Origin of the sequence: Pseudomonas sp. Marseille-P9899 (assembly GCF_903166565.1) — a bacterium.
Classification (GTDB): domain Bacteria; phylum Pseudomonadota; class Gammaproteobacteria; order Pseudomonadales; family Pseudomonadaceae; genus Aquipseudomonas; species Aquipseudomonas huaxiensis.
The window spans coordinates 214793-240460 of sequence record NZ_CAESCG010000003.1 but is presented as its reverse complement, the minus strand read 5'-3'; the positions used below and the strand labels follow the sequence as shown (position 1 = coordinate 240460).

Here is a 25668-nt window from a genome sequence, read left to right as displayed (position 1 = left end):
AGAGTGACGCTCTTAACAAGGCACGCAGGGGAAATAAAAAATGCCAGGCTCTGCCTGGCATTTATGAATTCATTAATTATTCTATTCAAAGCGCTCACTACTTATTGTTGATGCATTGCGAGTACATGGAGTAGCGAACCGTTTTGAGCGTACCCTGGGAGTCCTCGAAGCTCATCAACCGTGGGTAGACCTGGCAGGTGCGGGGGTCTTGAGATTGGCGCACGAATTTCGCCACATCGATTTTCATGCCGTATTTGTAATCTTGAATTTCCGGCATCGGCTTGCCATTTTTCTCGGCATACTTCGCCACAGCGGTCTGGTGGTCGTTGATATATTGCAGCTGCTTGCTTTCTGAGAAAGTGTTGGCCTGCGAAGCCATCGAGAAAACAACAAGTGCAGCAGCAATAATTAGCTTTTTCATAATAACCTCTCAAATTCAAATCTTCTCGGGCGTAACTTTAGCAACGCATAGGCATCACTGGCATGACGAGAAACTTACAATTTTGAAAGGTAAGTGCATCTGGCTCATATAAAACAAAAAAGCCCACAACGTGTGTTGTGGGCTTCTCTTTAGTGGCTATCAGCTAACCACTTCGGCCTCATCACCGTCTTCATCCTTGCGGTGTGCCCATTGATACAGGGCAGGGAGCACCAACAAAGTCAGCGCGGTGGAGGACAGGATCCCGCCAATCACCACTGTCGCCAGTGGCCGCTGAACCTCTGCACCGGTACCGGTTGCCAAGGCCATCGGGATGAAGCCCAGGGACGCCACCAGGGCTGTCATCAGCACAGGTCGCAGTCGGGTCAACGCGCCTTCGTCGACGGCCTGCCTAAGCGTTCGTCCCTCCTCTCGCAATCCGCGGATGAAGGCAATCATCACCAGGCCGTTCAGTACCGCGACGCCGGACAGTGCAATGAAGCCAACCCCAGCCGAGATCGACAGCGGGATGTCCCGCAGCCACAGCGCCACGACGCCACCGGTGAGTGCGAATGGAATACCGGTGAACACCAGCATGCCGTCTTTCAGGTTGTTGAACATCAGGAACAGCAGGGTCATGACCAGCAGCAAGGCCACCGGAACCACGATCTGCAGACGCTTGGCCGCCGATTGGAGCTGCTCGAACTGGCCACCCCAGGTGGTCCAGTAACCAGCAGGAATCTGCACCTTGGCATCCAGCGAAGCGGTTGCCTCTTGAACGAACGACCCCAGGTCGCGGCCCCGGACGTTGGCGCTGACGATCACCAGACGCTTGCCGTTCTCGCGGCTGATCTGGTTCGGACCCAGCTGCAGGTCCAGGTTAGCGACCTGCGACAGCGGGATGAAGCCGATCTGATTGGCACCTTGAGATGCATTGGCCGGTACAGGGATCAGAAGGCTGGACATACCTGCTACGTCGGTACGTACGGTCTCAGGCAGGCGCCCCCCCATGTCGAAGCGACGGTCGCCTTCATACAACGTGCCGGCCGTACGACCGCCGACAGCGATGGCGATCGAGTTCTGTACATCCGCGATGTTCAGGCCGTAGCGTGCGGCTTTCTCGCGGTCGATGTTGATGGTCAGCACCGGCAGGCCGGTGGTCTGTTCAACCTTGACCTCCGAAGAGCCCGGTACCGCTTTGAGCGCTGCAGCGATCTTGTTGGCCGTGTTGTTGAGCACGTCCATGTCATCGCCGAACACCTTCACTGCGACGTCACTCCGTACGCCCGAGATCAGCTCGTTGAAACGCAACTGGATGGGCTGGGACAGCTCATAGTTGCTGCCTGGGACACCGGCTGCGGCTTTCTGCACTTCAGCAATCAGCTCATCGCGAGGCTTCTTAGGGTCGGGCCACTGATCCTGAGGCTTGAGCATGATGTAGGCGTCGGAGGCGTTAGGCGGCATCGGGTCGGATGCGATTTCGGCTGTACCCGAGCGCGCAAACATCCGCTCTACTTCCGGGACCTGCTCAATCACAGCCTTTTCAAGGCGTTGCTGCATTTCTACGGATTGGGTCAGGCTCGTACCTGGCACGCGCATGGCCTGCATCGCAAAGTCACCTTCACTGAGGCTTGGAATGAACTCGCTACCCATACGACTTGCAAGCACACCACTGAGCACGACCAGGACTACAGCGGCCGAGAACGCGATGTTCCGATGCCCAAGGACCCACTTCAAAATCGGCTCATAACGCAGCCGCGCAGTGCGCATCACCACGCCTTCCTCTTCCTTGACCTTGCCAGTGACGAACATGGCGATGGCTGCCGGAACGAAGGTGACGGAGAGGATCATTGCACCCAGCAGCGCCATCACAACGGTGAAGGCCATGGGGTGGAACATTTTGCCCTCGACGCCGGTCAGGGCGAAGATCGGCAGGTACACCACCATGATGATCAACTGACCGAAGATCAGTGGCCGGCGAGCTTCACCCGCAGCAGCGAAGACCTCATGGAAGCGCTCAGCTTTGGTGAGCATACGGCCATGCTTGTGTTGCGCATGAGCCAGTCGACGGATCGCGTTTTCTACAATTACCACGGCACCGTCGACGATGATTCCGAAGTCGAGTGCGCCTAAGCTCATTAGGTTGGCGCTGACCTTGTTGTTGAACATACCGGTGAAGGTGAACAGCATGGACAACGGGATCACCATCGCGGTGATGAGTGCAGCACGGATGTTACCGAGGAACAGGAACAAAATGGCGATTACTAGAATCGCGCCTTCCACCAAGTTCTTCTTCACAGTTGCAATAGCTTTTTCAACCAGGTTGGTGCGGTCGTAGACCGTCACGGCAACCACACCTTCTGGAAGGGTACGGTTGATGTCAGCCAGTTTGGCGGCAACAGCCTGAGACACGGTACGGCTATTTTCACCGATCAGCATGAACACGGTGCCGAGTACGACTTCGCGACCGTTCTCGGTGGCAGCCCCCGTCCGGAGCTCTTTGCCAATGCTAACGTCAGCGACGTTGCTGATTCGAATCGGTGCGCCATCGACACTGGTGATCACAATGTTGGCGATGTCTTCGATGTTACCGACCTGCCCTGGCGCACGGATGAGGAGCTGCTCACCATTACGCTCGATGTAACCGGCGCCGACGTTGGCGTTGTTGCTTTCCAACGCTGCGACCAGATCATTGAGGGTCAGTTTGTATGTAGCTAGGCGCTTCGGATCCGGCGCGACCAGGAACTGCTTGGCGTAACCACCGATGGTGTTGATCTCGGCCACACCTGGGACGTTCCGCAGCTGCGGCTTGATGATCCAGTCCTGGATCACACGCAGGTCGGTTGGGGTGTACGGTGTACCGTCTTCCTTGACCGCACCATCCTCAGCTTCAACGGTCCACAAGAAAATTTCACCAAGCCCAGTGGATACCGGACCCATGACAGCCTCAACGCCCTCTGGCAACTGCTCCTTCGCAACTTGCAGCCGCTCGTTGATCAACTGGCGGGCAAAGAAGATGTCAGTGCCATCCTTGAAGATCACGGTGACCTGAGACAGGCCAGAGCGAGACAAGGAACGGGTCTGTTGAAGGCCCGGGAGACCGGCCATGGCCGTTTCAACTGGAAACGTGATCCGCTGTTCAGTTTCCAATGGCGAATAGCCAGGCGCAGCAGCGTTGATCTGCACCTGGACGTTAGTGATGTCGGGTACCGCATCGATGGGCAGCTTCTGATAGCTGTAGATACCGATGCCGGCCATGATCAGAACAGCGATCATTACAACGATGCGCTGCTCAATGGCGAATCTGATGATACGTTCAAACATGAGAAATCATCCTGTCAGTTCGCATCAGTGACCGTGTTCGGCAGACGCTTTGCCGAGCTCAGACTTGAGTGTAAAGCTGCCACTGGCTGCTACTTGGGCGCCGGCTTGGATGCCGTCGATGATTTCCACGTATCCATTGTCACGGCGGCCCGTTTTTACCGGCCGAGTGTCAAAGCCTTCCCTGGTGCGCACAAATACCGAGGGTTTGTCTTCAACGGTCTGCACGGCGCCTTCAGGAACGGCCACAGCCACTCGATCGGTCTGAGAAGTGACGGCGATGTTCACGAACAGACCTGGACGCCAGGCGCCGTCAGGGTTGGTCAAGGTAACGCGAACGGTCGCTGCACGGTTTTGCTCACCCAGCAGGCTGCCTACATAACCCACCTTGCCGTCGACCTCGACGTTCATGTCGGGCGATGAAACTTTTACCGCACGGCCCGTCACCACCTTGCCCAGTTCAGTGGGAGGGACAGCGAAGGTGGCCCACACCTGATTCAGGTCGGACAAGATGAAAGCGTTAGTCGCCTCGCTGACGACTTCACCCATGGTCAGGTGCTTCTCTACCACCACGGCGTCAAAGGGTGCCCGAAGCTCGTAACGATTGCCGCCTACGGAATTGACCGAAGCGCCGATGGCACCGACCTTCTGCTTGGCATTGGCCAGAGATATCTCTGCTTCTTGCAGCGCTTGGCGTGCCTGCAGGTAATCCTGCTCGGCGGAGATCTTGTCCTGCCACAGTTGCTTCTCACGGTCGAAGGTAACGCGGGCCAGCTCTACGCGTCGCTGTGCGGCTTGTTGTTCGCTGCGCAGGTCAGAAATCTGTTGGCTGGCAATCACTGCGAGGACTTGGCCTTTCTTAACGGCTTCGCCCAAGTCGGCCTGGACACTTTCAACAACGCCAGGGACCCGAGGGACAACATGTGCAGTCCGGTCTTCGTCGAAACGAATCTCCCCCGGGAAAGTCACAACGGTGCCGAGGTCACGGGGGGCCGCAGACTCCAGGACTACCCCAGCTGCCTTGATCTGTTCAGCGCTCAGGGTCAGCTTGCCCTCTTCCTCACCACCCTCTTCGCTATGGCCTTCTGCACCATGACCCTCATCACCCTCCTCTTTGGCGGCTGATGCGGTCGTCTTCTCATCGCCATGGCCATCGTTAGCGCCGTGCTCGACGGTACTGGCGGCCTGCTCTCCGGAACTGTTGTTCCAGGCAAGGCTGCCAAATCCAAGGGCTGCCACAGCGGCGACCGCGAGGGCGATCTTGCGTTTGTTATCCATTGCTACTCCTGCTGATCATAGGCACCGACGTGTTATGCCGAGCGCCGAAGAAAATTTCTGGCCCGTTCAACGAACGCCGGCAGTCGAACCGACATCGCCATAAACCCTTTCCACCTGCGCACGCGCATTGGTCGCTGTTGCCAACGAATCGAGGTATTGGCCACGAGCGACGATCAAGGTGCGCTGGGCATCCAGCACTTCGATGAAGCCGAATTTGCCCATCTCGAAACCGCGAGTTGCGGTCTCCACAGCCTGCTGTGCGGACGGCAGAATGGTCTTGTCGTAGGACTCGACCTCCTGCATGGCGGTCGCCCACTGGTTTACTGCGGTTTGGGTTTCGCTACGCAGCCTCAGCTCAACTGCGTTGCGCTGGTCTCGGGCTTGATCTGCGCGTCGAGAAGCGGAAAGAATGTTGCCCTGATTACGATCAAACAGCGGCAATGGCATGGACAGTCCTACAGTGTTGACCCGTTCACGTACGGAGCGGTCGTACTGGCTACCCACGCTTACAGTGAGGTCTGGGATTCGCTGAGCTTTCTCTGAGCCGAGGGACGCATCGCTTTTGTCGATCTGCACCACGGCCTGACGCATTTCCGCAGTTTGATCGAGCCTCGACAACAGCTCTTCAGCGTCCGGAGGCAAACCTGGGGAGAGGGTCGGCGAATCCAGGCGATCGAATACTGTGACCGAGCTCCCCGTAATTTGAGCTAGCTGCTGGTAAGCGGTCGCTTTCTCCGTTTCGGCGCGTCTGACCTGCAGCTTGGCTTCGGCCAACTGTACTTGAGCACGAGTAGCCTCTACTGGGGAGGATTTACCTGCGCGAACGCGGCCGTCGACAATGCGCAGACCACGCTCAGTCAGCTCCAGAGATTGCTTGGCTAGATCTAGGCCAGTCTGCGCTCGCAATGCTGCGTAGAAGGCTTGAACGACCTCGGCGCGCAGAGCGTTCACTCGACGGTCCAACTCCAGCTGTGCAGCAGTCTGGCCATAGGTGGCGACGTCAACACGTGCGCCCCGCTTTCCGCCCAGCTCCAGGGTCTGGCTGAGCGTCACAGTTGTCTGGCTAGTGCTGCGACGGGTGTCTTCTACGTCGTACGAGATTGTTGGGTTGGGGATAAGCCCTGCCTGCTTGCGTGCCCCATCTGCGATCCCAATCTCCTGACGGGCGGCGGCCATGTCAGGGTTGGCATCCATCGCCGTCGAAAGCGCTTGAGGCAAGCTGATGCTTTGGGCAAATGCAGCAGGTGCCATCAGCCCGGAGATGACCGCACAGAGTGCGGCTATCTTCCAGGGTGAGATTGAGGTCTTAGGAAAGACATTGCGGATATACCGGGGCACTTTAATGGTCCTCGTGCACAAACTTCGATAAAGCTTGGCGAGAACGCCGAAACAGCTGCCAAGCCCCACTGGATTAGGTGATGGCACTCTAAAGAGCGGTAGCTATCAGAGGGGTGGCTAGAAAATTACAATTTCGTAAGAAAAGTGGGTAATGCCCGTAAACACTGAGAAATTCAGTCGAACCCAGGATTTGATTACAACCGAGAGAGATGGCTAACACACGGTGCTAGGCACCCGGATAACCTGTAGATGACGAAATTGTAATTATCCTATCACCCTCCCGTTATCTTCGGCCTGCAAATATGAGCTCGGCGCTCTTCATAGGCGCGCCGCCGGGTCAGAACATATAAAGACACCCGCGTCGGTACACATAATAAAAACTGCCGTAAATCAAAGGAGCATCAGATGAAAATCAAAGTACCACTGTATTTGGCGGCAGTTTCTGCGCTGTCTGGAAGCTATGCAATTTCTGCTCAAGCTGAAGACAAACCAGAAGGTTTCATTGAGGGCAGCAGCCTTACAGTGCTCAACCGCAACTTCTACTTCAATCGTGATAATCGCGACAGTTCGGCTCCCACTTACAACAGTGGTAAGGGCAACACCAACGGCTACTCCGAAGCCTGGGCGCACGCGCTCATTTCCAAATTCAACTCTGGTTTTACCCAGGGTACCGTCGGTTTTGGTGTTGATGCCTTTGCAATGATCGGCCTCAAGCTTGATACCGGCGACGGTCGCAACGGCGGCCGTAGCTCCTTCGACGTGCTGCCCGTTGATAACAAGGGTGAGGCGCGTGATGAATACACCAAGGTTGGCGGAGCGGCCAAAATCCGCTTGTTCGATACCGTGGTGAAAGTGGGTGATGTATTCCCATCGACGCCGGTCGTCGCAGCGGGCGACTCGCGCCTCCTGCCAGAAAGCTTCCGCGGCGTGACCGTTGAGAACAGCAGCATCCAGGGCCTCACCCTGCAAGGTGGTCGACTGCATGCAATGAGCCAACCGGTTTCCAGTAACCTGAACGACAATTTCGTTACCTTCTATGGCGGCCCGGTCAACTCGCCTTGGATCGGCTACGGCGGCGGTGACTACTCGATCAACGACAATTGGACCGTGAGTGTCTACGGCAGCCAGTTGAAAGATGTCTGGAACCAGTACTACGCCGGTACCAGCTTCGCCTACCCACTGAGCGATGACCTCGCGCTGATTGGTGGGTTCAACTACTACAAAGCCGTGGATGAAGGTAAACGCCGACTGGGCGAGTTCGACAACAATATCTGGAGTGCCAAGGTCGGTGTTCGCTACGGCGCCCACACCTTGGCCCTGTCACACCAGCGCAACAATGGCGATGACGATTTTGATTACCTGCGTCAGTCGGACTCAATCTTCGTAGACAACTCGATCCAGTACAGCGACTTCAACTCGCCGAAAGAACGCTCCTGGATGATGCGTTATGACCTTAACTTCACCAGCTACGGTATTCCTGGTCTGACGTTCATGACCCGCTACGCAAGGGGTTCGGGCGCAGACTACTCGAACGCCAACCAGTTCTACATGCGTACCGACGACAACGGCAATCCGCTCACCGATCAAAAACGTTGGGAGCGTGACGTCGAGGTGAAATATGTCGTTCAAACCGGCCCGGCTAAAGACTTGTCCTTCCGGTTGCGCCAAGCTACCACGCGTGCCACTGCTTTCGAATCGGACCTTGATGAAACTCGCGTGATCATTGAATACCCGCTTTCTATTCTGTAATTCTCTGATCGGATCAGTTTTCCATGAACTGGCCCCTCAGAAAAACGTGCATTACGCATTCACCTTGAGTGGCTTAAGTGCTCCTTTGGTAAAAGGTGAATATTTGGCGCCCTTTGGGCGCCTTTTTTTATCTAAAATTCGAGCAGTTGTTCGAGTTCATGCATCGCATGTCGATGCAGCTCATGGCTACACCAATGTCCAGCCTCCTCAATGAGGGGAACTTCGCCGTCATCTGAACGGAATGAAACCAGAACAAAGAATAGAATAACCCAGTACTTCATAAGGTCAAATCACCTATTGGAGAGAGGGCTCGCATCTGTCAAACCCAAACCGCGACAAGATATAACGCCAGACTATCAAATATATTACCTAGAAATTACAAATCCGTAATTTAGCCCCCAGACAACTCTTTTTGATTTACCATTCATTTCAATAACGCCGGCGCGCGTGCGCGGTTAATTGCTCAGTGATGTCGAGACAAAATCCCATGCGAATTCTGGTAATTGAGGATGAAGTAAAAACTGCGGAGTATGTGCGTCAAGGCCTTACTGAATGCGGTTATGTTGTAGATTGCGTCCATACCGGTTCAGATGGATTATTCCTGGCCAAGCAGCACGAATATGAGTTGATCATCCTTGATATCAATCTGCCGGAGATGGATGGGTGGCAGGTGCTTGAACTGTTGCGACGTAAAAACTGCCCTTCTCGTATCATGATGCTGACGGCTAGAAGTCGCCTAGCAGATAAGGTTCGGGGCCTGGAGAACGGTGCAGATGACTACCTAATCAAGCCATTTGAGTTCCCAGAACTGCTGGCCCGGGTCCGCGCCTTGATGCGCAGGTCTGACCACCCTGCATCCGTCGAGATAATTCGTGTAGCTGACCTCGAACTCGACCAGAGCCGTCACAGAGCCTTCAGGGATGGCCAGCGCATCGATTTGACTACAAAAGAGTTTGCACTGTTGCACTACCTGATGCGCAACACGGGGGTGGTACTGAGCCGTACGCAGATCATCTCACAGGTTTGGGACATGAACTTTGACTGCGATACAAACGTTGTAGAGGTGTCGATTCGAAGGCTCAGAGCCAAGATCGATGATCCTTTCGAGACGAAGCTTATCCACACGCTCCGAGGCGTGGGCTATGTTCTTGAGAAGCGGTAAGCGACCAACCGCCTAGCCTTGGAAACAGCTCGACTGATTATCCAGCGCCTACTACATTGACAGTTAAATTTTAATTCCAACAGCACTTATCTTCGCAATAAGCATGTCAAACCAACAAGCACCACCCATTGACCCGGAGTCAAGGAGACCAGACCACGAGAAATTTAGTGATACGCAATCCACTCAGAGTACTGATAGGACGGTCGTGGCGGAACGGGGCAACGAAAGCCAACAATCCAGCCATTAATCGCAAAAATCGCTCTGGGTTGCCGATTGGAAAACTACCAATCAGACAGTGGAATCTAGAGATCCACCACATAAAACGCAATTCCCACCAGTACGATCTAGCTCTCCGGGGCCAACAGGTTTTACCATCAAGATACTAATATCAATCGAGTGACTTAGCATTGCCTCGATAAGGTCAATGTATTGAACTCGAATCGCTTCATACATAGTCCGCACCATAACAACTTCACGCTGAAGCTTATGATTCTTTTCTTGAAGATTCCTGTATTTAGCATCGCCATCATGATTAATCTTTGAAACTAGACAAGACCGCAAGCAAGCGTCAATTTCAGATTGATATTTCCTGATTGTCTCTCTAGAAACTCCTGCGTATTTAGAAAATTCTTTTTGGCTATAAACATATCCTCCAATTTCTTTTTGGCGAACACTTATCAATTCCAAAATCTTAGAATTGAGATACCCCTTTAGACGCTCACCTCTGAGCTGCATAAGCCCCCCGATATATTAATTCTTTTTAAAAATCTCATTCAACAGAAAATCAGCCGACAGTTCAATATTTTTGAAATGTTGGTATTGCGGACTCAACTCCCCTCCAGCAGTTAAGATATGATTCTTTATTAAGTTAGCGTCTCGGCTCAATCTTTCAATTTCCAGACGCTGCGCATCATCTTGAACGTTCACTATTAAATCCTCGCAAGGCTTGCCATTTGTCCCCTTCGCCAAACATGACAGACTGTGCTGGCATGGTTTCAACGCAAGGTTGTGAGCGCACGCTCCATGTGGCATTGGATTAACCACACGAATGGCTGCTGAAAGATATTCCTCTGCGGCTTGACGATTTTCAATTCTAAGTTTATTGAAAGTTGTTTGAATAACCCCCACAGCTCTATCTTGCCTAACACTTTCAATCATATCCTGCAGAATCAATGATCTGCTTAAAGCTGGTGTATGATCATAAACCTGAGCCTGCGTGAGGTCTGAACGTCCTAGGATCAGGTTCACCTGAACATCAGATAAACCTCCCTGCTTATAGACAGTATTGAGCCAATGCCTAATATCATGCCAGTAAAACTCAGCCACTTCACCGGTACGAGGATCGAGGACATTAAATTTCTTAAATAATGACTCTTCAGTTCTTGATGTACCATCAAGCCACCCTTGAAACATACCAACCGAAACCTTCCTAAATTCCCTATCACTCTTAGCATTAGAAAATGTCAACAAATTCCGCGGGATAATGAATAATGAATTTTCCGGCTCTAGAATTGCCACACCATTCTTTTGGATCGTAGGCAGAATTTTTCGAGCAAAGTTTAATTCGAACTCAAAATCAGGCTGAAATGGAAAAGTTTTATTCTCAAGCTGACACAACAAAGCCTCATCAAGGATATCGTCAACAATCTCACGCATCCATGATGGATTGAAGGTAACTTCACAAAATGCCTCAAGACGCTGCAACGATATAGCATGAGGGTGGCGCCTCAACCTGCTTCGCCACTTATATACATTTGAAGTCAAAGGCAAATATTCATTCCAAGCTTTCTCATACATAAATATCTTAGAATTCATAGCTTTCTGACATTGAAGCAACTTGACAACTGTTCGTGTAGAGGCACCCAGAAATGCCGCGACCTCAGACACACGCCCGAGGCGTCCAACCAACTGAATTACATCTACAAATTGCCCTGTAGATTGATAATAAACCCCTCGCGGCGTATACAAATCGAATTCGCTCACCCATTTCGCGACAAACTTACGCGCATAATATTTCAAACTAATAGGCGTTTTTTTTACTTCCTTCCAATTCACCCCTGGATTCAATCTCATTTTCTTAACAATACGACGCCCTTCCGCAGTATGTTCAGTGATAAATTCTACCGCTGCGCGTACTGCTGGGTATAAATCTTGCGGAAATGGTCGGAAGTACAATCGCCCTCCCTTTTCGGGAAATATTTTTATAACCCATTTCCCCTCTTGCTGTATCAAGCAATCTACAGGAAGACATGCCAGCTCATTGATTCTACCGCCCACAGCTGCGTTAATCACTAGCGCACTAATATAAAATCTATCCCGAAAAGAAAGTTCTGGATGAGTGGCCAATCCGAATAAATCTCTAATCACCTCTGTAGGTAGGAACTTTCGCTCTCTTCCCTCTTCACTTCCATGCCGGCCATACTTACATCTGCCTTTTGGAGCATCATAGATTACCCTTAAACCAATTCGCTTCTGCATCCATTTAGCAAAGCCCTGAAGTGTTGTTAAAGTTGAAATCTTCCCGGTCACCCCGCGCTCTGCGTAGGTCCTTTCAACCGCTTTAAAATCCAATAGATTCAATCGTGAGATTTCTTTACTACCCATTTCCAAATCAAGCCTAACTAATGCCTCGATGGAGGCGAATGCACCATCAGCGGTTACACCCGCTTGGACTCGCTTTGCTGCTATATACACTTTAGCAACTAATCTAAGCTCGTCATTTCTAATACGGCAAAATCTCAAATTGTATTGCGACAGATTTCCAGGGCGTTCAACCCAGTCGAGAATATTCCATTCATCACAAAAAAAATCGACTGAAGGCTTTAACCCCTCAACAAGTGATGCTGCCAAATTTATCAAAGGCTCTGGGAGGCCATGACCACGCAACTTTGAGTGAATATCCATCTTCGTCATTCCCCACTATTGATCCTAGCCATAACATCGTTAACCGCTTGGTATACGCGCTCCAGCTCTTTCAGTATCTTACTCCTTTCCTTTCCACCCTCAGCTCTACCCCATCTTTCTAATTCAGACTCTAGGTAATCTAAAGATTTTTTATGGTCTGCGTTGCGCCAGGCAATGAAATACCTACAACCATTGTAACAATTAAAAAATGGATGATGCCCACAAGATCCGGACTTGCCACATTCCCCTACTATAGCTGGCTGATTTACGACCGGTATCAATATAGGCATCCCCGAACTCTTATGCCCAAGCTGACCGGCGAAAAATAAACCATTTAACTCTGAGAATATCCCACCTAATTTTCTGTTTGCTCGCTCCAACAACGGGCAAAACTCAGAAGCCAAACAGTCAATGTAAGCATCAGCTGCATGCACGGAGTCATGCTCAAGTACATATTGTATCTCGTCCCTAGACGCGCCTTGGGCGGCCATCTGTGTAGCTCCGCTATGTCGGATTCTATAGGGTGTCAAGATTAGAGGCCTATTCGTACGCGGACTGATCAGCTTTAATCTGCTACACCAGCCAGTTATCGCCCGTCCAAAATTTGATGATTCTCCCTCCCTTGAACTCACTAACAACCTCCCAGTCCTTTCCTGTAACGCCTTAACCTTAGGAGATGAGGAGTACTCGAGAATGGCATTAGCAAGTTGAGTAGTTATGGGCCAAAGCTCTGACGCCTGTCCTGTTTGATATTTTGCCTTAGGCATTCTAAGGAAATATTGGCCCCCTTCTGCCATCGAATCGGGTACCCACAATGCATCACGGAACATTTCATGCAACTGGATAGGTCTCTTTAATGTTTCGAACGAGATCCAAGTAAACAGCCTTGAGGTGAAATCCGCCGTGGATTCCCCCTCTGCAGAAATGATCATTGCTTTTCGAACCACTTCAATTTCGGAGCTTGTTAGCGCCCCGCGCGTCTCGTGCCATTCCAGTATCCTTAAAGTTGGGTGAGGCTTTTTAAGCCTTATAGCCTCTAACTCCAATGCATGAATCTCGTCCGCACCTGCCAACCCCTGAAAAGCAGCGTAAATGTAGAACCTTCGAAACTCGGTCGCCTCCGCATGGGATGATGTCATAACGCTCAACAATTTCCCGAGAGACATATCTGAAAAGTCCTTCCATGAAGGTTGCCAGTGCCTTTCCAAGCAAGAGATCCCCGCGTGCACTGAGCTCAGGATTCTAGGGCAAACCGACTCAAGCTTGTGCACTAGGTACTTTTTGACCACCTCAATAATTACTACTGGGAGCTGGTATCTGCTTAGATCAATAGAATATCTAGCCCTTCTCCACACCGCTTCAACATAATCTGTCGTCACATCAATGAAAAATGGACTACTCGGATCAGCATTACATCTTACATATAGCCGCCCGACTTCATCTTCAAATTCACCAGAATCATTGACTTCAATACCCATTGCTTACCCCTCAAAATTTAACCTCATCAACTCCCTTCTTGCCTTATCCCGAATCGCGCGCCGAGCATAACCTTTTAATGAGTCAGGACTACTCCATCCTCCCATGTAAACTACGTGATCTATTTCCGTAGAATTGTTCTCTAGCAAACTTGCAGCTTCGTAAAGCCTATTGAACACAGCGTGGCGTACGAGATGCCAATGAAAAGCTTTGACACACTCATTGCTAATCATGCAAGCGACTTTATTTGCCGCTGAACAGGATAGTGGATTACCCAGCGAGGCGTTACCGTGAGAGATCAACAGGAATTCGTGGTCTAGATAAGCTGTAAACCCTCCTTTTATTTTTCTTTTAACTCTATATGTATCTACATACTCCTCAATGGCTCTAATCATCCCCTCATCACCAGGACTAAAATAAAGCCGCCTACCAAAAGTTTTAACAAGTGGATTATTGGGAGCTCGCGGATCAGAATAATCTGCCCCTCTATCCTCTATGCGGATAATTTCCAAAAAAGGATATAAACCAGTCAGATCAATATCCACTAGGCGTAATGCTAACAACTCGCCTAGCCTTAATCCAAACCTTCTAACTAAGCGCCACATGATGTAGTTTCTTAGATTCAAGCCGCGAGTCACGTTCGCACTTGAAAGCTGCCCTACTAAAAACCCCTCTATTTTTTTCAATTCATCGTCCGTCAGGTCATGCGCGATTAGCTCTTTTCTGCCGCTCACCATTACACTAGACCAAACTTTCTTATGGCTTTCAATTAAACGAATATAGCTAACATTGACGTCAATACCGGTAGCAAACAAAGGTGTATAGTTCTCAACAAACCAAATTGAGAAAGTGCTGCAGCTTTGTAAGATCTTACAAACATATTTGTTTATCTGGGTCCCATCAACCGGCGGCGATATAATCTTCTCAAGCCAATTGGCAAATTTTCTTACACATCTAAAATCTAGTCCTTTCCCCTCAAGCAGCATGCGCTCGATATCGAGCCCAGTTATGTTTCCCCATGTGAATAAAAAGGCAACGTGGTAGAGCACTGTACGAATACTCGCCTTATAGCGACGATTACCCATTGAATACGCTACTTCGTACAGACTAGCGCTAAGACAAGGTACAAACGTTTCTACTGCCACCAACTGGTACCTAGCTACGTGTTGATGTGAAAACTTAAGAACCTTGTACTCTAACCCTACAGTCCTAACTGATTTAGTTCTTCTAGTTAGTCCAGGCATGAGACATCTCCTTCAGCATCAGTTGCAGAAGTTGTCTTCGAATGAATTTTATCAGCCTGCGACCAAAGCGACTTTAATAAGCCATCCCCAATCGAGTAGTTTGATCTTAACTTAAGACAGCTAGTTGACTTATAATCAACTAGCACGGACAGCAATTGATAACCGGTGAGAATTTCAAACAAAAAACGTATAAATATATTTTTGCCGCCCATATATCCGCACCTTGACATTAGTTTATGTCTTAAAGGTACAGATGCTGGGCCGCGGATAACTCCGTCGTCTGCCAACTATCTAACAACCTACGGTGCTACATTGGCACATTTTTAACGTAAACCAGTTGACTGGACTAATCAAGACCTTACGTCGCAGGTCTGACGGGACGCGGGGCTGCGGAGCTCTCATCCCCCCGCTATCTAGGCACTTTGAGGTCAGATAAATCATGGATAAAGCCGAAGCAGATCGTCACGACAAGATGCTGGAACTGGCCGAGTTGTTGGCCGACGTGTTGAAAAAGGCCGTGCCGTCGCTGAGCGAGCAGCAGGTCGAGGAAGCCGGTATCTACATGGCGAAAAACCGCGATGTCTTCGCCAAGGCGTTCAAGAGCCAGCCGGACGCCCTGTCCGAACTGCTCGACGCACCAGCGGAATAAACCTCAGCCGCCGTACACCAAGCGTTCGGCCAGTTGCTCGGCGACCCGCGCCGGCGAGCGTTTTTCCGCCTGGGCGTGGGCGAACACCTCGGTCAGCCGGGTGGGAATCCGCGACAGGTGCGCGGTGATGGCGACGGGGTCATGGCCTTGATGGGTCAGGGCCACGTAGATCAGCCCGCCGGAATTGATGACGTAATCCGGGGCATAGAGAATGCCGCGGTTTTCCAGTTGGTCGGCCACCTGCAGGCTGGTCAACTGGTTGTTCGCCGAGCCCGCCACCGCCGCGCAGCGCAGTTGCATCACGCTCTGCGCGGTCAGCACCGAACCCAACCCACACGGGGCGAAGATATCGCAAGGCGTGCCGACCAGCGCTTCCGTTGCCACCGGCTGCGCATTGAACTGCTCCATGGCCAGTTGCACCCGTCCCCGATCGTGGTCGCTGACCAGCAATTCCGCCCCCGCCGCATGCAGTTGTTCGGCCAGCGCATAGCCGACATTCCCCAAGCCCTGAACCGCCACCCGCAAACCTTCCAGGTTGTCGCTGCCCAGCCGCGCCATCGAAGTGGCGCGGATGCCGGCGAACACGCCCATGGCGGAATGCGGTGAGGGGTCGCCGGCGCGGGTGGTGCTGGTGACGTGGCGGGTGGTCTGGGCGATACAGTCCATGTCCAGGGTCGAGGTGCCGCTGTCGGTTGCGGTGATGTAGCGACCTTCCAGCGACTCAATGAAACGCCCGAACGCCTCGAACAGCGCCGCGCGGTTTTCCACATGAGGGTTGCGGATGATCACCGCTTTGCCGCCGCCCAGCGGCAAGCCGGCCAGCGCCGCCTTGTAGGTCATGCCCTGGGCCAGACGAATGGCGTCGGTCATGGCGCTGTCGTCATCCGGGTAGGCCAGATAGCGACAACCGCCCAGTGCGGGCCCCAGCCGCTCGTTGTGGATCGCGATCACCGCCTTGAGGCCGGTGGTCGGGTCGATACACAGGTGCAATGACTGGGTGCGCGTGCTTTGCATGAGAGCGAACATCTACAGGCCCTCGGTTACAGTGCTGAAACAAGTATAGGCGTCGCCCCGAACCCTGCCGGAGCACTGGACGAAACGATGCGCCAGGGCTAAAACAGAAGCTCTCAGCGGAGACCACCATGAACCCACGCCAAGCCTGCCTGGACTGTCTGGAACGCACTCCCCCGGCCTTGTTCGAGGCCGGGCTGTGGATTGCCGTCGAGCATGACGACCAGGTGCAGCCGGCACAGGTGATGAACGCCGTGCTGGCGCTGCAGCATGAGGTGAGCAACAGCCTGCCGATGCTGCCGCTGACCGAACTGGCCCAGCCCCTGCTGCGCAAGCTCTGCGCACTGGGTTTCCAGGAAGACGAATATCACCCGCTGCGGCCCCAGGCCGGAATGCTCGATCAATTGCTGCTACGCCGTCGCGGCCAGCCGTTGACGCTGGCGCTGCTGACCCTGGAGTTGGCGCGCGGGTTGTCGATTCCGTTGGAGGGGGTGAATTTTCCGGGGCATTTTCTGTTGCGGGTGCCGGGGGCGGATCATCTGCTTGATCCGTGCGGCGGGCGGCGCTTGTACCCGGCCGATTGCCGCGAATTGCTTGGTCGCCAGTTCGGTCCGCAGGTGCCGCTGAGTGCGGAACATCTGCAGGTCGCCAGTCCGCGGCAGATGCTTCAGCGCCTGTCGCGTAATTTGCGGCAGTTGCATGCGACCCATGACAACGATCTGGCCGCATTGAAGGATGCTGAACGGGTGCTGGACCTGGGGCCGCCGCTGGCCAGTGATTACCTGGCGCGGGCGACGCTTTATCAGCATCTGGATTGCCCCCACGCCGAGCGCTTCGACCTGGAGCATGCGTTGTTGCTGACGGATGATCCGATCCAGCGGTTACGGCTGACGGAGCGGTTGGCGCAGTTACCGCCGGGGAAAAGGTCAGTTCATTAGGCCTCATCGCCGAACTGCAGCGATGAGGCCTTGAACCTGCCTCAACTCACCCCGCCGCCGGCGTATCCGGCTGCCGCGAAGGGTGCGCCATGACGAACGCCGGATGCTCCTCCGTCAATTCCACCACCCGCAAGATCCGCGGATAGCCGCCCAGATCGATATTGAAGCGCTTGGCCGCGTACACCTGCGGAATCAGGTACACATCCGCCAACCCCGGCTCATCGCCGAAGCAGAAACCGCTGTCGCCAATCAACTGCTCCACCGCCGCCAGCCCCTGGCTGATCCAGTGGGCAATCCACTGGTTCACCGCCGCCTCGTCCTGCCCCAGTTGACGCAACTGGTTCAGCACGCTGACGTTGTGCAGCGGAGGGATATCGCAGCCGATCAACGCCGCCACGCCCCGGGCCTGTGCGCGTTGCACCGGGTCCTGCGGCAGTAGCGCGGGCTGTGGATAAACCTCTTCCAGGTACTCGATGATCGCCGGCGACTGCACCAGCACTTCACCGGAATCGGCTTTCAGTGCCGGCACCCGCCCCTGGGGATTGAGCGCGAGGAAGTGTTCCTCACGCTGCTCGCCCTTGAGCAGGTTGACCGGCAGCGACTGGAACTCCAGTTGCTTGAGCGCCAGCGCGATGCGCACCCGATACGACGAGGTGGAACGGTAGTAGGTGAAGAGTTCCATGCCCCTGCCCTCTCAGTGCGCCGCGACGACTTTGCCGCGGCATTCGCCGAAGCCGATGCTGGCCACGCCGTCGCGCCTGGCGCGGGCGCGCAGGATGATTTCGTCGCCGTCTTCGAGGAACTTGCGCACTTCGCCGCTCGCCAGTTCCACCGGCAGTTTGCCGCCCTCGGTGATCTCCAGCAGGCTGCCGAACTGGCCAGGCTTGGCGCCAGACAAGGTGCCGGAACCGAATAGGTCGCCGGGCTGCAACTGGCAACCGTTGACGCTGTGGTGCGCAACCATCTGCGCCACGGTCCAGTACATGCTCAGGGTGTTGCTCAGGGTCAGGCGATGGGCGGGCAGGTTCTGTTCGCGCATGCCCTCGGTGAGCAGCAGTACTTCCAGTTCGATATCGAAGGCGCCGCCCGCCTGATCACGCTTGTCCAGCAGATAGGACAGCGGCTGCGGATCACCTTCCGGACGCGCCGGCTGGGCGCAACGGAACGGCTCCAGCGCCTCGGCGGTAACGACCCAGGGCGAGACGGTGGAAATGAAGCTCTTGGACAGGAACGGACCCAGCGGCTGGTATTCCCACGCCTGGATATCCCGCGCCGACCAGTCGTTGAGCAGGCAGAAACCGGCGATGTGCTCGGCGGCCTCGGCCACCGGGATGGCGTCGCCCAGCTCGTTGCCCTGGCCGATCCAGATGCCGATTTCCAGCTCGTAGTCCAGACGCGCACACGGGCCGAAGCTCGGCTCGGTCTGGCCGGCCGGCAGGGTCTGGCCTTTCGGACGGCGCACGTCGGTGCCGGACGGACGGATGGTCGAGGCGCGGCCGTGGTAACCGATCGGCACGTATTTGTAGTTGGGCAGCAGCGGGTTGTCGGGGCGGAACAGCTTGCCGACGTTCTTGGCGTGCTCGATGCCGACGTAGAAGTCGGTGTAGTCGCCGATCCGCGCCGGCAGGTGCAGCTCGCACTCGCTGGCCGGGTACAGCGCGGCCTTCAGCGCAGCCTGGTGCGGACTGTCTTCCGTCAGCAGTTCCAGCAGGCGCTGGCGCAGGGCGACACGGGCGCCGCGACCGAGGGCGAAGAAGGCGTTGAGCGCGCCGCCGCGAGTGGCTTCGGCAGCCGCGCGGGCTTCGCCGTCGAACAGGCCGGCAGCCAGTACGGCGTCCAGATCGAGAATGGCATCACCGATGGCGACACCGCTACGGCGCTCCCCACCGGCGCGGCTGAAGATCCCCAGCGGCAGGTTCTGCAGCGGGAAGTCGCTATGCCCGTTGGCGTGCTCGACCCAACTGCGGGCAATGGCGGTCTGATTCATGCTTATCTCCGGTTCGGGGTGAAGGTGCTCGGCAGCGTGGCCCAGCAACTATCGTAGTCGTTCTGCAACTGCGGGCAGTCCAGCGCATGGCGGCTCGGACGCAGCACCTGGCTGGTCTCGAACATGAAGGCCATGGTGTTGTCGATCTTGTTCGGCGCAAGGTCCACGGCGATGGCCTTGGCGCAGGTCTCGGCGTCCGGGCCATGGGCGCTCATGCAGGCGTGCAGCGAGGCGCCGCCGGGCAGGAAGCCTTCGGCCTTGGCGTCGTACTCGCCCTGGATCAGGCCCATGAACTCGTTCATCAGGTTGCGGTGGAACCATGGTGGACGGAAGGTTTTCTCGGCGACCATCCAGCGCGGCGGGAAGATCACGAAGTCGAGATTGGCCATGCCCGGCACGCTGGTTGGCGAGGTGAGCACAGTGAAGATCGACGGATCGGGATGGTCGTAACTGACGGTGCCGATGGTGTTGAACAGGCGCAGGTCGTATTTGTACGGCACGTTGTTGCCGTGCCAGGCGACCACATCCAGCGGCGAGTGCTGCAACTCGCAGCCCCACAGTTCGCCGAGGAATTTCTGCACCAGTTGCACCGGGCCGGTCTGCTCCTCGTAGTGCGCCACCGGGGCGAGGAAGTCGCGCGGGTTGGCCAGGCCGTTGCTGCCGATCGGCCCGAGGTCCGGGATACGCAGCGGCGCGCCGTGGTTTTCGGCGATGTAGCCGCGGGCGTCACCGTCCAGCAGCTCGACACGGAATTTCATCCCGCGCGGGATCACCGCGATCTCCAGCGGCCCCACTTCCAGCCGGCCCAATTCGGTGAACAGGCCCAGGCGGCCCTGTTGCGGCACCAGCAGCAATTCACCGTCGGCATTGAAGAACACGCGTTCCATGGAGCGGTTGGCGCGGTAGCAATGAATGCTGATGCCGGCTGGTTTTTCCGCCGCCGAGTTGGCCGCCATGGTGACCCAGCCGTCGATGAAATCAGTGGGTTCGGCCGGCATCTCCAGCGGGCTCCAGCGCAGACGGTTGGGCGTGATCGCGCCCAGCGAGCCACCGGCCAGTTGCCGCTCCAGACGCACGAACGCCGGGTGCAGTGCCGAAGGACGGATGCGGTACAGCCAGGTGCGGCGCTGTTCGTGGCGGGTCATGGTGAACGCGGTGCCCGACAGCAATTCGGCGTACAGACCGTAAGGCGCTTTCTGCGGGGAGTTCTGGCCGACCGGCAGGGCGCCGGGCAGTGCCTCGCTGGCGAATTCGTTGCCGAAGCCGCTCTGGTAAGCGAGGGCGGAAGTGGAATCGAGGTTCATCGAGCCTCCAGGCCGTGTCCGGGCCGGTTGTGGCAGGTTGACCACCCGGCCTGCCGTAGGCAGCGATGGCGGCGCTTCTGCGTTATTGTTATTCGTAATTTGATTACGCATAACGTAATTTGATTGCCTGGGGGCGTCAAGTTATAAAGACCGCCGTCCTTCTTCGGGGCCCAACATCTCCGAATTCCTGCCCCGCACAGTGAACACACCCATGCCCAAAGCCACGCCCCCCGCCGACAACGGCAAACAGAAGGTTCGCTCGGCGGAAGTCGGCACCGACATCCTCAAGGCCCTCGCGCAGTTGTCCCCGGCCACCTCGCTGTCGCGCCTGGCCGAACACGTGCAGATGCCGGCGAGCAAGGTCCATCGCTATCTCCAGGCACTGATCGCCAGCGGCTTCGCCGAACAGGACCAGGCCACCAACCATTACGGCCTGGGCCGCGAAGCGCTGCGGGTCGGCCTGGCGGCGTTGGGCGGAATGGAGGTGCTGAAAGTCGCGGCGATGCCGCTGTCGCAATTGCGCGATGAGTTGAATGAAAGCTGCTTCATCGCCGTGTGGGGCAACCAGGGTGCGACGGTGGTGAATATCGAGCCGGCGGTGCGCGCGGTGACGGTGGTCACGCAAATCGGTTCGGTACTGCCGCTGCTCAGTTCGTCCACCGGGCTTGTGTTCGGCGCCTACCTGCCGGAGCGGGAAACCATCGAGTTGCGTGACGAGGAGCTGGCGCAAGCCGGCCACAGCGCTGCGGAGTACGAGCAACTGTTCGCCCGCATCCGCGAACGCGGCCTGCACCATGTGCACGGTTTGCTGATGCCGGGGGTGGACGCGCTGTCCGCGCCGGTGTTCAACGCGATGGGCAAGATTGCTGCGGTGATCACCGTGGTCGGCCCGACTTCGATCTTCCATGCCGACGAGCAAGGCCCGGCCGCAGAGACGCTGCTGGCGACGGCGAAGGCGATCAGTTGGCGAATGGGCTATGAAGAGGCGCAGTGACCCGCTTTGGTGCACTGTTGCGAGCAGCGCAACAGTGAATGTCAGAAAGCACTATTTTTCCGCAGGTTAGAGCTGACTATCCTTTGTCCTGTCTTGGCGATCCGGTGTTCGCCAAGGCGCGAAGTTGACGCTTCGGCCCCCTTAATGGTCGGTTAATACTCTCCCCCTAGAGTGCTCCTCGATTGTTGTTCCGAAGCGTCACCCTTCAGTTTCACCGACGTTGATTTTGAAGCTCCTTGATCTGCGTCTTACTTGGCCGCTGCCTTTGCAGCGGCCTTTTTTATGGCGTCGAAAAATCAGTCGTCGCAATGAAACCGGTGCAACAACCGGTGCGCCACCGGCGCCAGAATCAGGCCGATGCTGGCGACAAACACCAGGCCCACGTACAACCCGTACACAGCGAAAAATACCTTGCCGCCCGGCGTCTCCGGCAGGTCCACCGGGCCCATGCCACCCAGCAGCAAGGTGGCGTTGAACGCCGCGTCGTACCACTTCACGCCTTCTTCGAAATACAGATGCCCGGTCACCCCGATCAGGATCGAGCCCACCACCAGCAACCCCGCACACAACGCATGCAGTAGCAGGCGGCTGCGAAATTGATCGGCCGAGATGACGGCGTCATTTTTTGATTCATACATCGTTCGCACTCCTTGTCGCGATCACGGCTTCCCAGCATAGATCACGACAGGAAGCGGGCCGCTTCAGCGACCGGCGAACGCCTGCAGATTGGCCATCATCTGTTGCAGCGCTTCCAGGCTGTCCTTCGGATGCACGGCGCCTTCAAAGTCGCCAATGCGGCCCCAGTTGGCCGCGACGTCTTCGACGCTGAAACCCTGCTGCGGATCGAAACCGGCGCCCAGGCTGCGCTCCCAGCGCACCTGGCCGATCCAGCCGCCGCCGACTTCATAGAGGTTGCCGCTGTCCTGGCATTGCTCGCTGCCCAGGTACACCACCAGCGGGCTGATCAGCTCGGGCTTGAGCTGTTCGAACACCTGCGGCGGAATCAGGCCCTCGGTCATGCGCGTGCCGCCCGTGGGGGCGATGGCGTTGACCAGCACGCCGCTCTTGCGCCCTTCCAGCGCCAGGGTGCGGGTCAGGCCGTACAGGCCGAGCTTGGCCATGCCGTAGTTGGCCTGGCCGAAGTTGCCATAGATGCCCGAGGTCGACGAGGTGAAGATCACCCGCCCCCAGTTCTGCTCGCGCAAATGCGGCCAGGCGGCGCGGGTGACTTTGTAGGCGCCCTCGACGTGGACCTTGTAGACGAGGTCCCAATCGGCGTCGTCCATTTTGTGGAAGGTCTTGTCCCGCAGGATGCCGGCGTTGTTCACCACCACATCGACGCGGCCGAAGCTGTCCAGGGCCTGTTCGACGATACGCTGGCCGTCGGTGACCGAGTCGTGGTTGGCCACCGCGGTGCCACCGGCTTCGCGTATCTGCGCCACCACGCGATCCGCCGCCGAGGCATTGGCACCCTCGCCGTGGGTCGAACCGCCCAGGTCGTTGACCACCACTTTCGCCCCGTGGCGAGCGAACAGCAGGGCGTGGGCGCGGCCGAGGCCGCCGCCGGCTCCCGTGACGATCACCACTTTATCTTCCAGGCGCACCGAATCGGTCATGGCACAACTCCAACTGAACAAGGAACGGAACGCCCAGTGTCGGCCAGCGCCCGACCCGGAACAATCAACCGGGCGGACGCTGAATGGCGGGCAATAAGTGACGACGGGGTCAGGACCAGGCGACTTTCTGCAGGCTGCTGGTCAAGGGTTGCTGGCGAAAATCCAGGTAGTGCCGCAGCACCTGCGCCGGTGCTTCGGTATGCGGGTAGTGGCCGATACCCGGAAGGGTCACGGTGTCGGGCAGCGGCACCAGTTCACGGTAGCGCTCGAGCATGTGCGCACCGCACACCGGGTCCACCGCGCCGCTGATGAAGCGCAACGGCATCCGCGCCTGTTGCAGCGCCCCCACCCATCGCTCTCGATAGTGATGGCGCTCGGGCACGTAGGCCGACAATCGATGCAGGATGCGATTGCCGCGGTTCGAGGTGATCAGGCTCCAGCAATCGTCAAGCGCGCTTTCGCTGGGCTGAGTGCAGGGGCCATAGATCTGGCTGACGCTGTGCACCAGATCATCGCGATTGAAGGTTCGCGCCACCAGCCAGCCGAGGTGGCTGAGCAGCAGCCGCTGGGCCAGCAGCGAGCGGTGACGTTCGGGAAACAAGCCGGCGTTGAGAAAGGCGCACGTGGCGACTTCCGCCACGCCTTCATGGTGTCGGGCCAACAGTTCCTGGGCGACGCTGCCGCCGTAGTCGTGGGCAAGGATGTGCACGGGTTCATGCACCTGCAGGTGTGCCAGCAACGCCTGTTGCAGATCAGCCTGCTCCAGCAGGCTGTAGCGGTGTCGCGGCGGTTTGGCCGAATCGCCGAAGCCGAGCATGTCGCAGGCGATCAAGCGAAAACGCTGGGCCAGTGGCTGCCAGAGGTAATGCCAGTCCCAACTGGCGGTGGGAAATCCGTGAATGAGTAGCAGTGGCTCTCCCTGCCCTGCCGTCCAGTAGCGAATGCTCTGGCCGCGGAACGTGAATCCCAGGCTCCGTGTACGCCAGACGCACAGAGGTATCTCTGCCAATGGCATTAGCGGGATCTCGGTTAGAGGGTTGTGTTAAGTGTCGGGCACGCGGCACATGTTCTGTGCTCTGTTGGACAGCATAGTCACGCCTGCCCGAATCGAAAGTTGCCTTCGCAGCCAGCTTGATGACCCTGCGAGTCAGCCGCGCCAAATGTCAGAGCAGCGCCGACAACAGCGGCGCGGCAAACAGGTTGAGCAAACCGGTCAGGACCATCACCAGCCCCGCCACGGAACCCTCTTCGCCGCCCACTTCATGGGCCCGGCTGACGCCCGCGCCGTGGGCACCGACGCCGAACAGCGCGCCCCGCGCCAGCGGCGTGCGCAGTGGCAGCCAGCGCAACAGCACGCCACCGAACAATGCGCCGAGCACGCCGGTGAACATCACGAACACTGCGGTCAGTTCCGGTACGCCGCCCAGTTCCTGGGCCAGCGGCATGGCGAAGGGCGTGGTGATCGAACGCGGCAGCAGCGACAGGCTCACCGCGCTGTCCAATGACAGCAGCCGCGCCAGCGCCCAGGAACTGGCGATCGACGCCGCACTGCCCATCAGCATGCCCAGGCCCAACGCCGGCCAGTGCCGGGCGAGCAGGCGCCGCTGCTGCCAGATCGGCACGGCGAAGGCCACGGTCACCGGGCCAAGCACCGCCATCAACCAGTGGGTGTCACGGGAATATTCGGCGTAGGCGGTGTGCAGCGGCACGGCGATGGCCAGCAGCACGGCGGGCACCAGGATCAGCGGCGACAGCAGGTAGCGCCCGGTGCGCCGGTACAGCCAGCGGCTGCCGAGGTAGGTCGCCAGCGTCAGCGCCAGCCAGAACAGCGGCATCGGTTCAAGGCTCATGGCGCAAGCTCCGGCGGCAAACCCACTCCACGGTGAAGGCGGTCACCAGCATCACCAGCAACGTGCTGACGGCGATCACCAACAGAATCCGCCAGCCGTCGCTGCGCAGCAGCGTGCCGTAGTCCAACAGGCTCATCAGCGCCGGAATGAAGAACAGCAGCATTTCCGCCATCAGCACCGCAGCGCCCCGCTGCAAGGCGGCGGGCTTGAGCCAGCCGCTGGCGAACAGCGCCAGCAGCAGCGCCAGGCCGATCACGCCACCGGGAATAGGCCACCCCAGCCACCCCGCCAACTTCCCGCCGAGCAGGTAAAGCGCCAGCAGCACGCCCAGCTCGGCAAGCAGGCGCGCAAGGAATTTCAGGTTCGCGAGTTTCATCGAAGGGTCCTCAGGGGAGCCCATTGTAAAATTTGCTCATACATGCAAAAAGC

At 56.4% G+C, this 25668-nt stretch carries 22 protein-coding genes; 5 read left to right on the top strand and 17 right to left on the bottom strand.

The window, feature by feature from the left end; all coding sequences use genetic code 11:
- Positions 1-97 precede the first annotated feature (97 nt).
- From HWV67_RS16930 to HWV67_RS16915, 4 genes are all read right to left on the bottom strand, one after another.
- The gene (locus HWV67_RS16930) at positions 98-421 is read right to left on the bottom strand and encodes a DUF2790 domain-containing protein (protein ID WP_034137071.1); all 324 of its coding nucleotides are present in this window, start codon (positions 419-421) and stop codon (positions 98-100) included.
- 159 nt (positions 422-580) lie between these two features.
- Entirely contained in the window at positions 581-3742 is a 3162-nt protein-coding gene (locus tag HWV67_RS16925) for a CusA/CzcA family heavy metal efflux RND transporter (protein WP_175652078.1), read from the bottom strand.
- A 24-nt stretch (positions 3743-3766) separates the two neighbouring features.
- Entirely contained in the window at positions 3767-5017 is a 1251-nt protein-coding gene (locus tag HWV67_RS16920) for an efflux RND transporter periplasmic adaptor subunit (RefSeq protein WP_034137069.1), read from the bottom strand.
- A 66-nt stretch (positions 5018-5083) separates the two neighbouring features.
- Entirely contained in the window at positions 5084-6355 is a 1272-nt protein-coding gene (locus HWV67_RS16915; RefSeq protein ID WP_139273552.1) for a TolC family protein, read from the bottom strand.
- A 405-nt stretch (positions 6356-6760) separates the two neighbouring features.
- On the opposite strand from HWV67_RS16915, the gene HWV67_RS16910 reads away from it, so the two are divergent.
- Together HWV67_RS16910 and HWV67_RS16905 are read left to right on the top strand one after the other, a co-directional pair.
- A complete protein-coding gene (locus HWV67_RS16910; RefSeq protein ID WP_034137067.1) occupies positions 6761-8104 on the top strand; it encodes an OprD family porin in 1344 nt (447 codons plus the stop codon).
- Positions 8105-8591: 487 nt separating this feature from the next.
- Positions 8592-9266 (top strand): heavy metal response regulator transcription factor, encoded by a 675-nt coding sequence (locus tag HWV67_RS16905; protein WP_034137066.1) that lies wholly within the window; start codon positions 8592-8594, stop codon positions 9264-9266.
- Between the two features lie 288 nt (positions 9267-9554).
- Here the strand turns inward: HWV67_RS16905 and HWV67_RS16900 are convergent, their stop codons facing one another.
- From HWV67_RS16900 to HWV67_RS16885, 4 genes are read right to left on the bottom strand one after another with little or no spacing between them, the layout of a single operon-like run.
- A complete protein-coding gene (locus HWV67_RS16900) occupies positions 9555-10001 on the bottom strand; it encodes a hypothetical protein (RefSeq protein WP_125923840.1) in 447 nt (148 codons plus the stop codon).
- 15 nt (positions 10002-10016) lie between these two features.
- Positions 10017-12170 (bottom strand): hypothetical protein, encoded by a 2154-nt coding sequence (locus HWV67_RS16895; RefSeq protein ID WP_139273551.1) that lies wholly within the window; start codon positions 12168-12170, stop codon positions 10017-10019.
- 5 nt (positions 12171-12175) lie between these two features.
- Positions 12176-13648 (bottom strand): site-specific integrase, encoded by a 1473-nt coding sequence (locus HWV67_RS16890; protein WP_080761392.1) that lies wholly within the window; start codon positions 13646-13648, stop codon positions 12176-12178.
- A gap of 3 nt (positions 13649-13651) precedes the next feature.
- A complete protein-coding gene (locus HWV67_RS16885; RefSeq protein WP_069553525.1) occupies positions 13652-14890 on the bottom strand; it encodes a site-specific integrase in 1239 nt (412 codons plus the stop codon).
- 439 nt (positions 14891-15329) lie between these two features.
- Here HWV67_RS16885 and HWV67_RS16880 point away from each other — a divergent pair, with 439 nt between their 5' ends.
- Positions 15330-15539 (top strand): YebG family protein, encoded by a 210-nt coding sequence (locus HWV67_RS16880; protein ID WP_175652077.1) that lies wholly within the window; start codon positions 15330-15332, stop codon positions 15537-15539.
- Between the two features lie 3 nt (positions 15540-15542).
- On the opposite strand, the gene HWV67_RS16875 is transcribed toward HWV67_RS16880, so the two are convergent.
- Positions 15543-16565, bottom strand: coding sequence for a Leu/Phe/Val dehydrogenase (locus tag HWV67_RS16875; protein ID WP_175652076.1), 1023 nt, complete (start codon positions 16563-16565; stop codon positions 15543-15545).
- A 116-nt stretch (positions 16566-16681) separates the two neighbouring features.
- Here HWV67_RS16875 and HWV67_RS16870 point away from each other — a divergent pair, with 116 nt between their 5' ends.
- The gene (locus tag HWV67_RS16870; RefSeq protein WP_175652075.1) at positions 16682-17488 is read left to right on the top strand and encodes a SirB1 family protein; all 807 of its coding nucleotides are present in this window, start codon (positions 16682-16684) and stop codon (positions 17486-17488) included.
- Positions 17489-17534: 46 nt separating this feature from the next.
- Here the strand turns inward: HWV67_RS16870 and maiA are convergent, their stop codons facing one another.
- Genes maiA through hmgA form a run of 3 tightly spaced genes read right to left on the bottom strand, consistent with a single transcriptional unit; the run spans position 17535 to position 20779 of the window.
- A complete protein-coding gene (maiA, locus tag HWV67_RS16865; RefSeq protein WP_175652074.1) occupies positions 17535-18170 on the bottom strand; it encodes a maleylacetoacetate isomerase in 636 nt (211 codons plus the stop codon).
- A 12-nt stretch (positions 18171-18182) separates the two neighbouring features.
- Entirely contained in the window at positions 18183-19475 is a 1293-nt protein-coding gene (gene fahA / locus HWV67_RS16860) for a fumarylacetoacetase (protein ID WP_175652073.1), read from the bottom strand.
- A gap of 2 nt (positions 19476-19477) precedes the next feature.
- Entirely contained in the window at positions 19478-20779 is a 1302-nt protein-coding gene (gene hmgA, locus HWV67_RS16855) for a homogentisate 1,2-dioxygenase (protein ID WP_175652072.1), read from the bottom strand.
- Between the two features lie 211 nt (positions 20780-20990).
- Here hmgA and HWV67_RS16850 point away from each other — a divergent pair, with 211 nt between their 5' ends.
- Entirely contained in the window at positions 20991-21773 is a 783-nt protein-coding gene (locus tag HWV67_RS16850) for an IclR family transcriptional regulator (RefSeq protein WP_175652071.1), read from the top strand.
- A 296-nt stretch (positions 21774-22069) separates the two neighbouring features.
- On the opposite strand, the gene HWV67_RS16845 is transcribed toward HWV67_RS16850, so the two are convergent.
- From HWV67_RS16845 to HWV67_RS16825, 5 genes are all read right to left on the bottom strand, one after another.
- Entirely contained in the window at positions 22070-22411 is a 342-nt protein-coding gene (locus HWV67_RS16845) for a hypothetical protein (RefSeq protein WP_175652070.1), read from the bottom strand.
- Between the two features lie 63 nt (positions 22412-22474).
- On the bottom strand, positions 22475-23389 hold the full coding sequence (locus HWV67_RS16840; protein WP_175652069.1) for an SDR family oxidoreductase: 915 nt from the start codon (positions 23387-23389) through the stop codon (positions 22475-22477).
- A gap of 109 nt (positions 23390-23498) precedes the next feature.
- The gene (locus HWV67_RS16835; RefSeq protein WP_175652068.1) at positions 23499-24404 is read right to left on the bottom strand and encodes an alpha/beta fold hydrolase; all 906 of its coding nucleotides are present in this window, start codon (positions 24402-24404) and stop codon (positions 23499-23501) included.
- A 148-nt stretch (positions 24405-24552) separates the two neighbouring features.
- Positions 24553-25239 carry an LrgB family protein gene (locus HWV67_RS16830; RefSeq protein ID WP_095154458.1) on the bottom strand — a complete coding sequence of 229 codons (687 nt, stop codon included), beginning with the start codon at positions 25237-25239 and terminating at the stop codon, positions 24553-24555.
- On the bottom strand, positions 25229-25615 hold the full coding sequence (locus tag HWV67_RS16825) for a CidA/LrgA family protein (RefSeq protein WP_175652067.1): 387 nt from the start codon (positions 25613-25615) through the stop codon (positions 25229-25231). The genes HWV67_RS16830 and HWV67_RS16825 overlap by 11 nt, the downstream gene beginning before the upstream one ends.
- Between the last annotated feature and the right edge of the window lie 53 nt (positions 25616-25668).

Excerpts from the sequence above, each read along its gene's own strand:
- HWV67_RS16830 (WP_095154458.1), bottom strand. The coding sequence starts at position 25,239 with ATGAGCCTTGAACCGATGCCGCTGTTCTGGCTGGCGCTGACGCTGGCG.
- HWV67_RS16870 (WP_175652075.1), top strand. The coding sequence starts at position 16,682 with ATGAACCCACGCCAAGCCTGCCTGGACTGTCTGGAACGCACTCCCCCG.
- HWV67_RS16850 (WP_175652071.1), top strand. The coding sequence starts at position 20,991 with ATGCCCAAAGCCACGCCCCCCGCCGACAACGGCAAACAGAAGGTTCGC.
- HWV67_RS16925 (WP_175652078.1), bottom strand. The coding sequence starts at position 3,742 with ATGTTTGAACGTATCATCAGATTCGCCATTGAGCAGCGCATCGTTGTA.
- HWV67_RS16900 (WP_125923840.1), bottom strand. The coding sequence starts at position 10,001 with ATGCAGCTCAGAGGTGAGCGTCTAAAGGGGTATCTCAATTCTAAGATT.
- HWV67_RS16825 (WP_175652067.1), bottom strand. The coding sequence starts at position 25,615 with ATGAAACTCGCGAACCTGAAATTCCTTGCGCGCCTGCTTGCCGAGCTG.
- HWV67_RS16895 (WP_139273551.1), bottom strand. The coding sequence starts at position 12,170 with ATGGATATTCACTCAAAGTTGCGTGGTCATGGCCTCCCAGAGCCTTTG.
- HWV67_RS16835 (WP_175652068.1), bottom strand. The coding sequence starts at position 24,404 with ATGCCATTGGCAGAGATACCTCTGTGCGTCTGGCGTACACGGAGCCTG.
- HWV67_RS16930 (WP_034137071.1), bottom strand. The coding sequence starts at position 421 with ATGAAAAAGCTAATTATTGCTGCTGCACTTGTTGTTTTCTCGATGGCT.
- maiA (WP_175652074.1), bottom strand. The coding sequence starts at position 18,170 with ATGGAACTCTTCACCTACTACCGTTCCACCTCGTCGTATCGGGTGCGC.
- HWV67_RS16890 (WP_080761392.1), bottom strand. The coding sequence starts at position 13,648 with ATGGGTATTGAAGTCAATGATTCTGGTGAATTTGAAGATGAAGTCGGG.
- HWV67_RS16910 (WP_034137067.1), top strand. The coding sequence starts at position 6,761 with ATGAAAATCAAAGTACCACTGTATTTGGCGGCAGTTTCTGCGCTGTCT.
- HWV67_RS16840 (WP_175652069.1), bottom strand. The coding sequence starts at position 23,389 with ATGACCGATTCGGTGCGCCTGGAAGATAAAGTGGTGATCGTCACGGGA.
- hmgA (WP_175652072.1), bottom strand. The coding sequence starts at position 20,779 with ATGAACCTCGATTCCACTTCCGCCCTCGCTTACCAGAGCGGCTTCGGC.
- HWV67_RS16845 (WP_175652070.1), bottom strand. The coding sequence starts at position 22,411 with ATGTATGAATCAAAAAATGACGCCGTCATCTCGGCCGATCAATTTCGC.
- HWV67_RS16885 (WP_069553525.1), bottom strand. The coding sequence starts at position 14,890 with ATGCCTGGACTAACTAGAAGAACTAAATCAGTTAGGACTGTAGGGTTA.
- fahA (WP_175652073.1), bottom strand. The coding sequence starts at position 19,475 with ATGAATCAGACCGCCATTGCCCGCAGTTGGGTCGAGCACGCCAACGGG.
- HWV67_RS16920 (WP_034137069.1), bottom strand. The coding sequence starts at position 5,017 with ATGGATAACAAACGCAAGATCGCCCTCGCGGTCGCCGCTGTGGCAGCC.
- HWV67_RS16905 (WP_034137066.1), top strand. The coding sequence starts at position 8,592 with ATGCGAATTCTGGTAATTGAGGATGAAGTAAAAACTGCGGAGTATGTG.
- HWV67_RS16875 (WP_175652076.1), bottom strand. The coding sequence starts at position 16,565 with ATGTTCGCTCTCATGCAAAGCACGCGCACCCAGTCATTGCACCTGTGT.
- HWV67_RS16880 (WP_175652077.1), top strand. The coding sequence starts at position 15,330 with ATGGATAAAGCCGAAGCAGATCGTCACGACAAGATGCTGGAACTGGCC.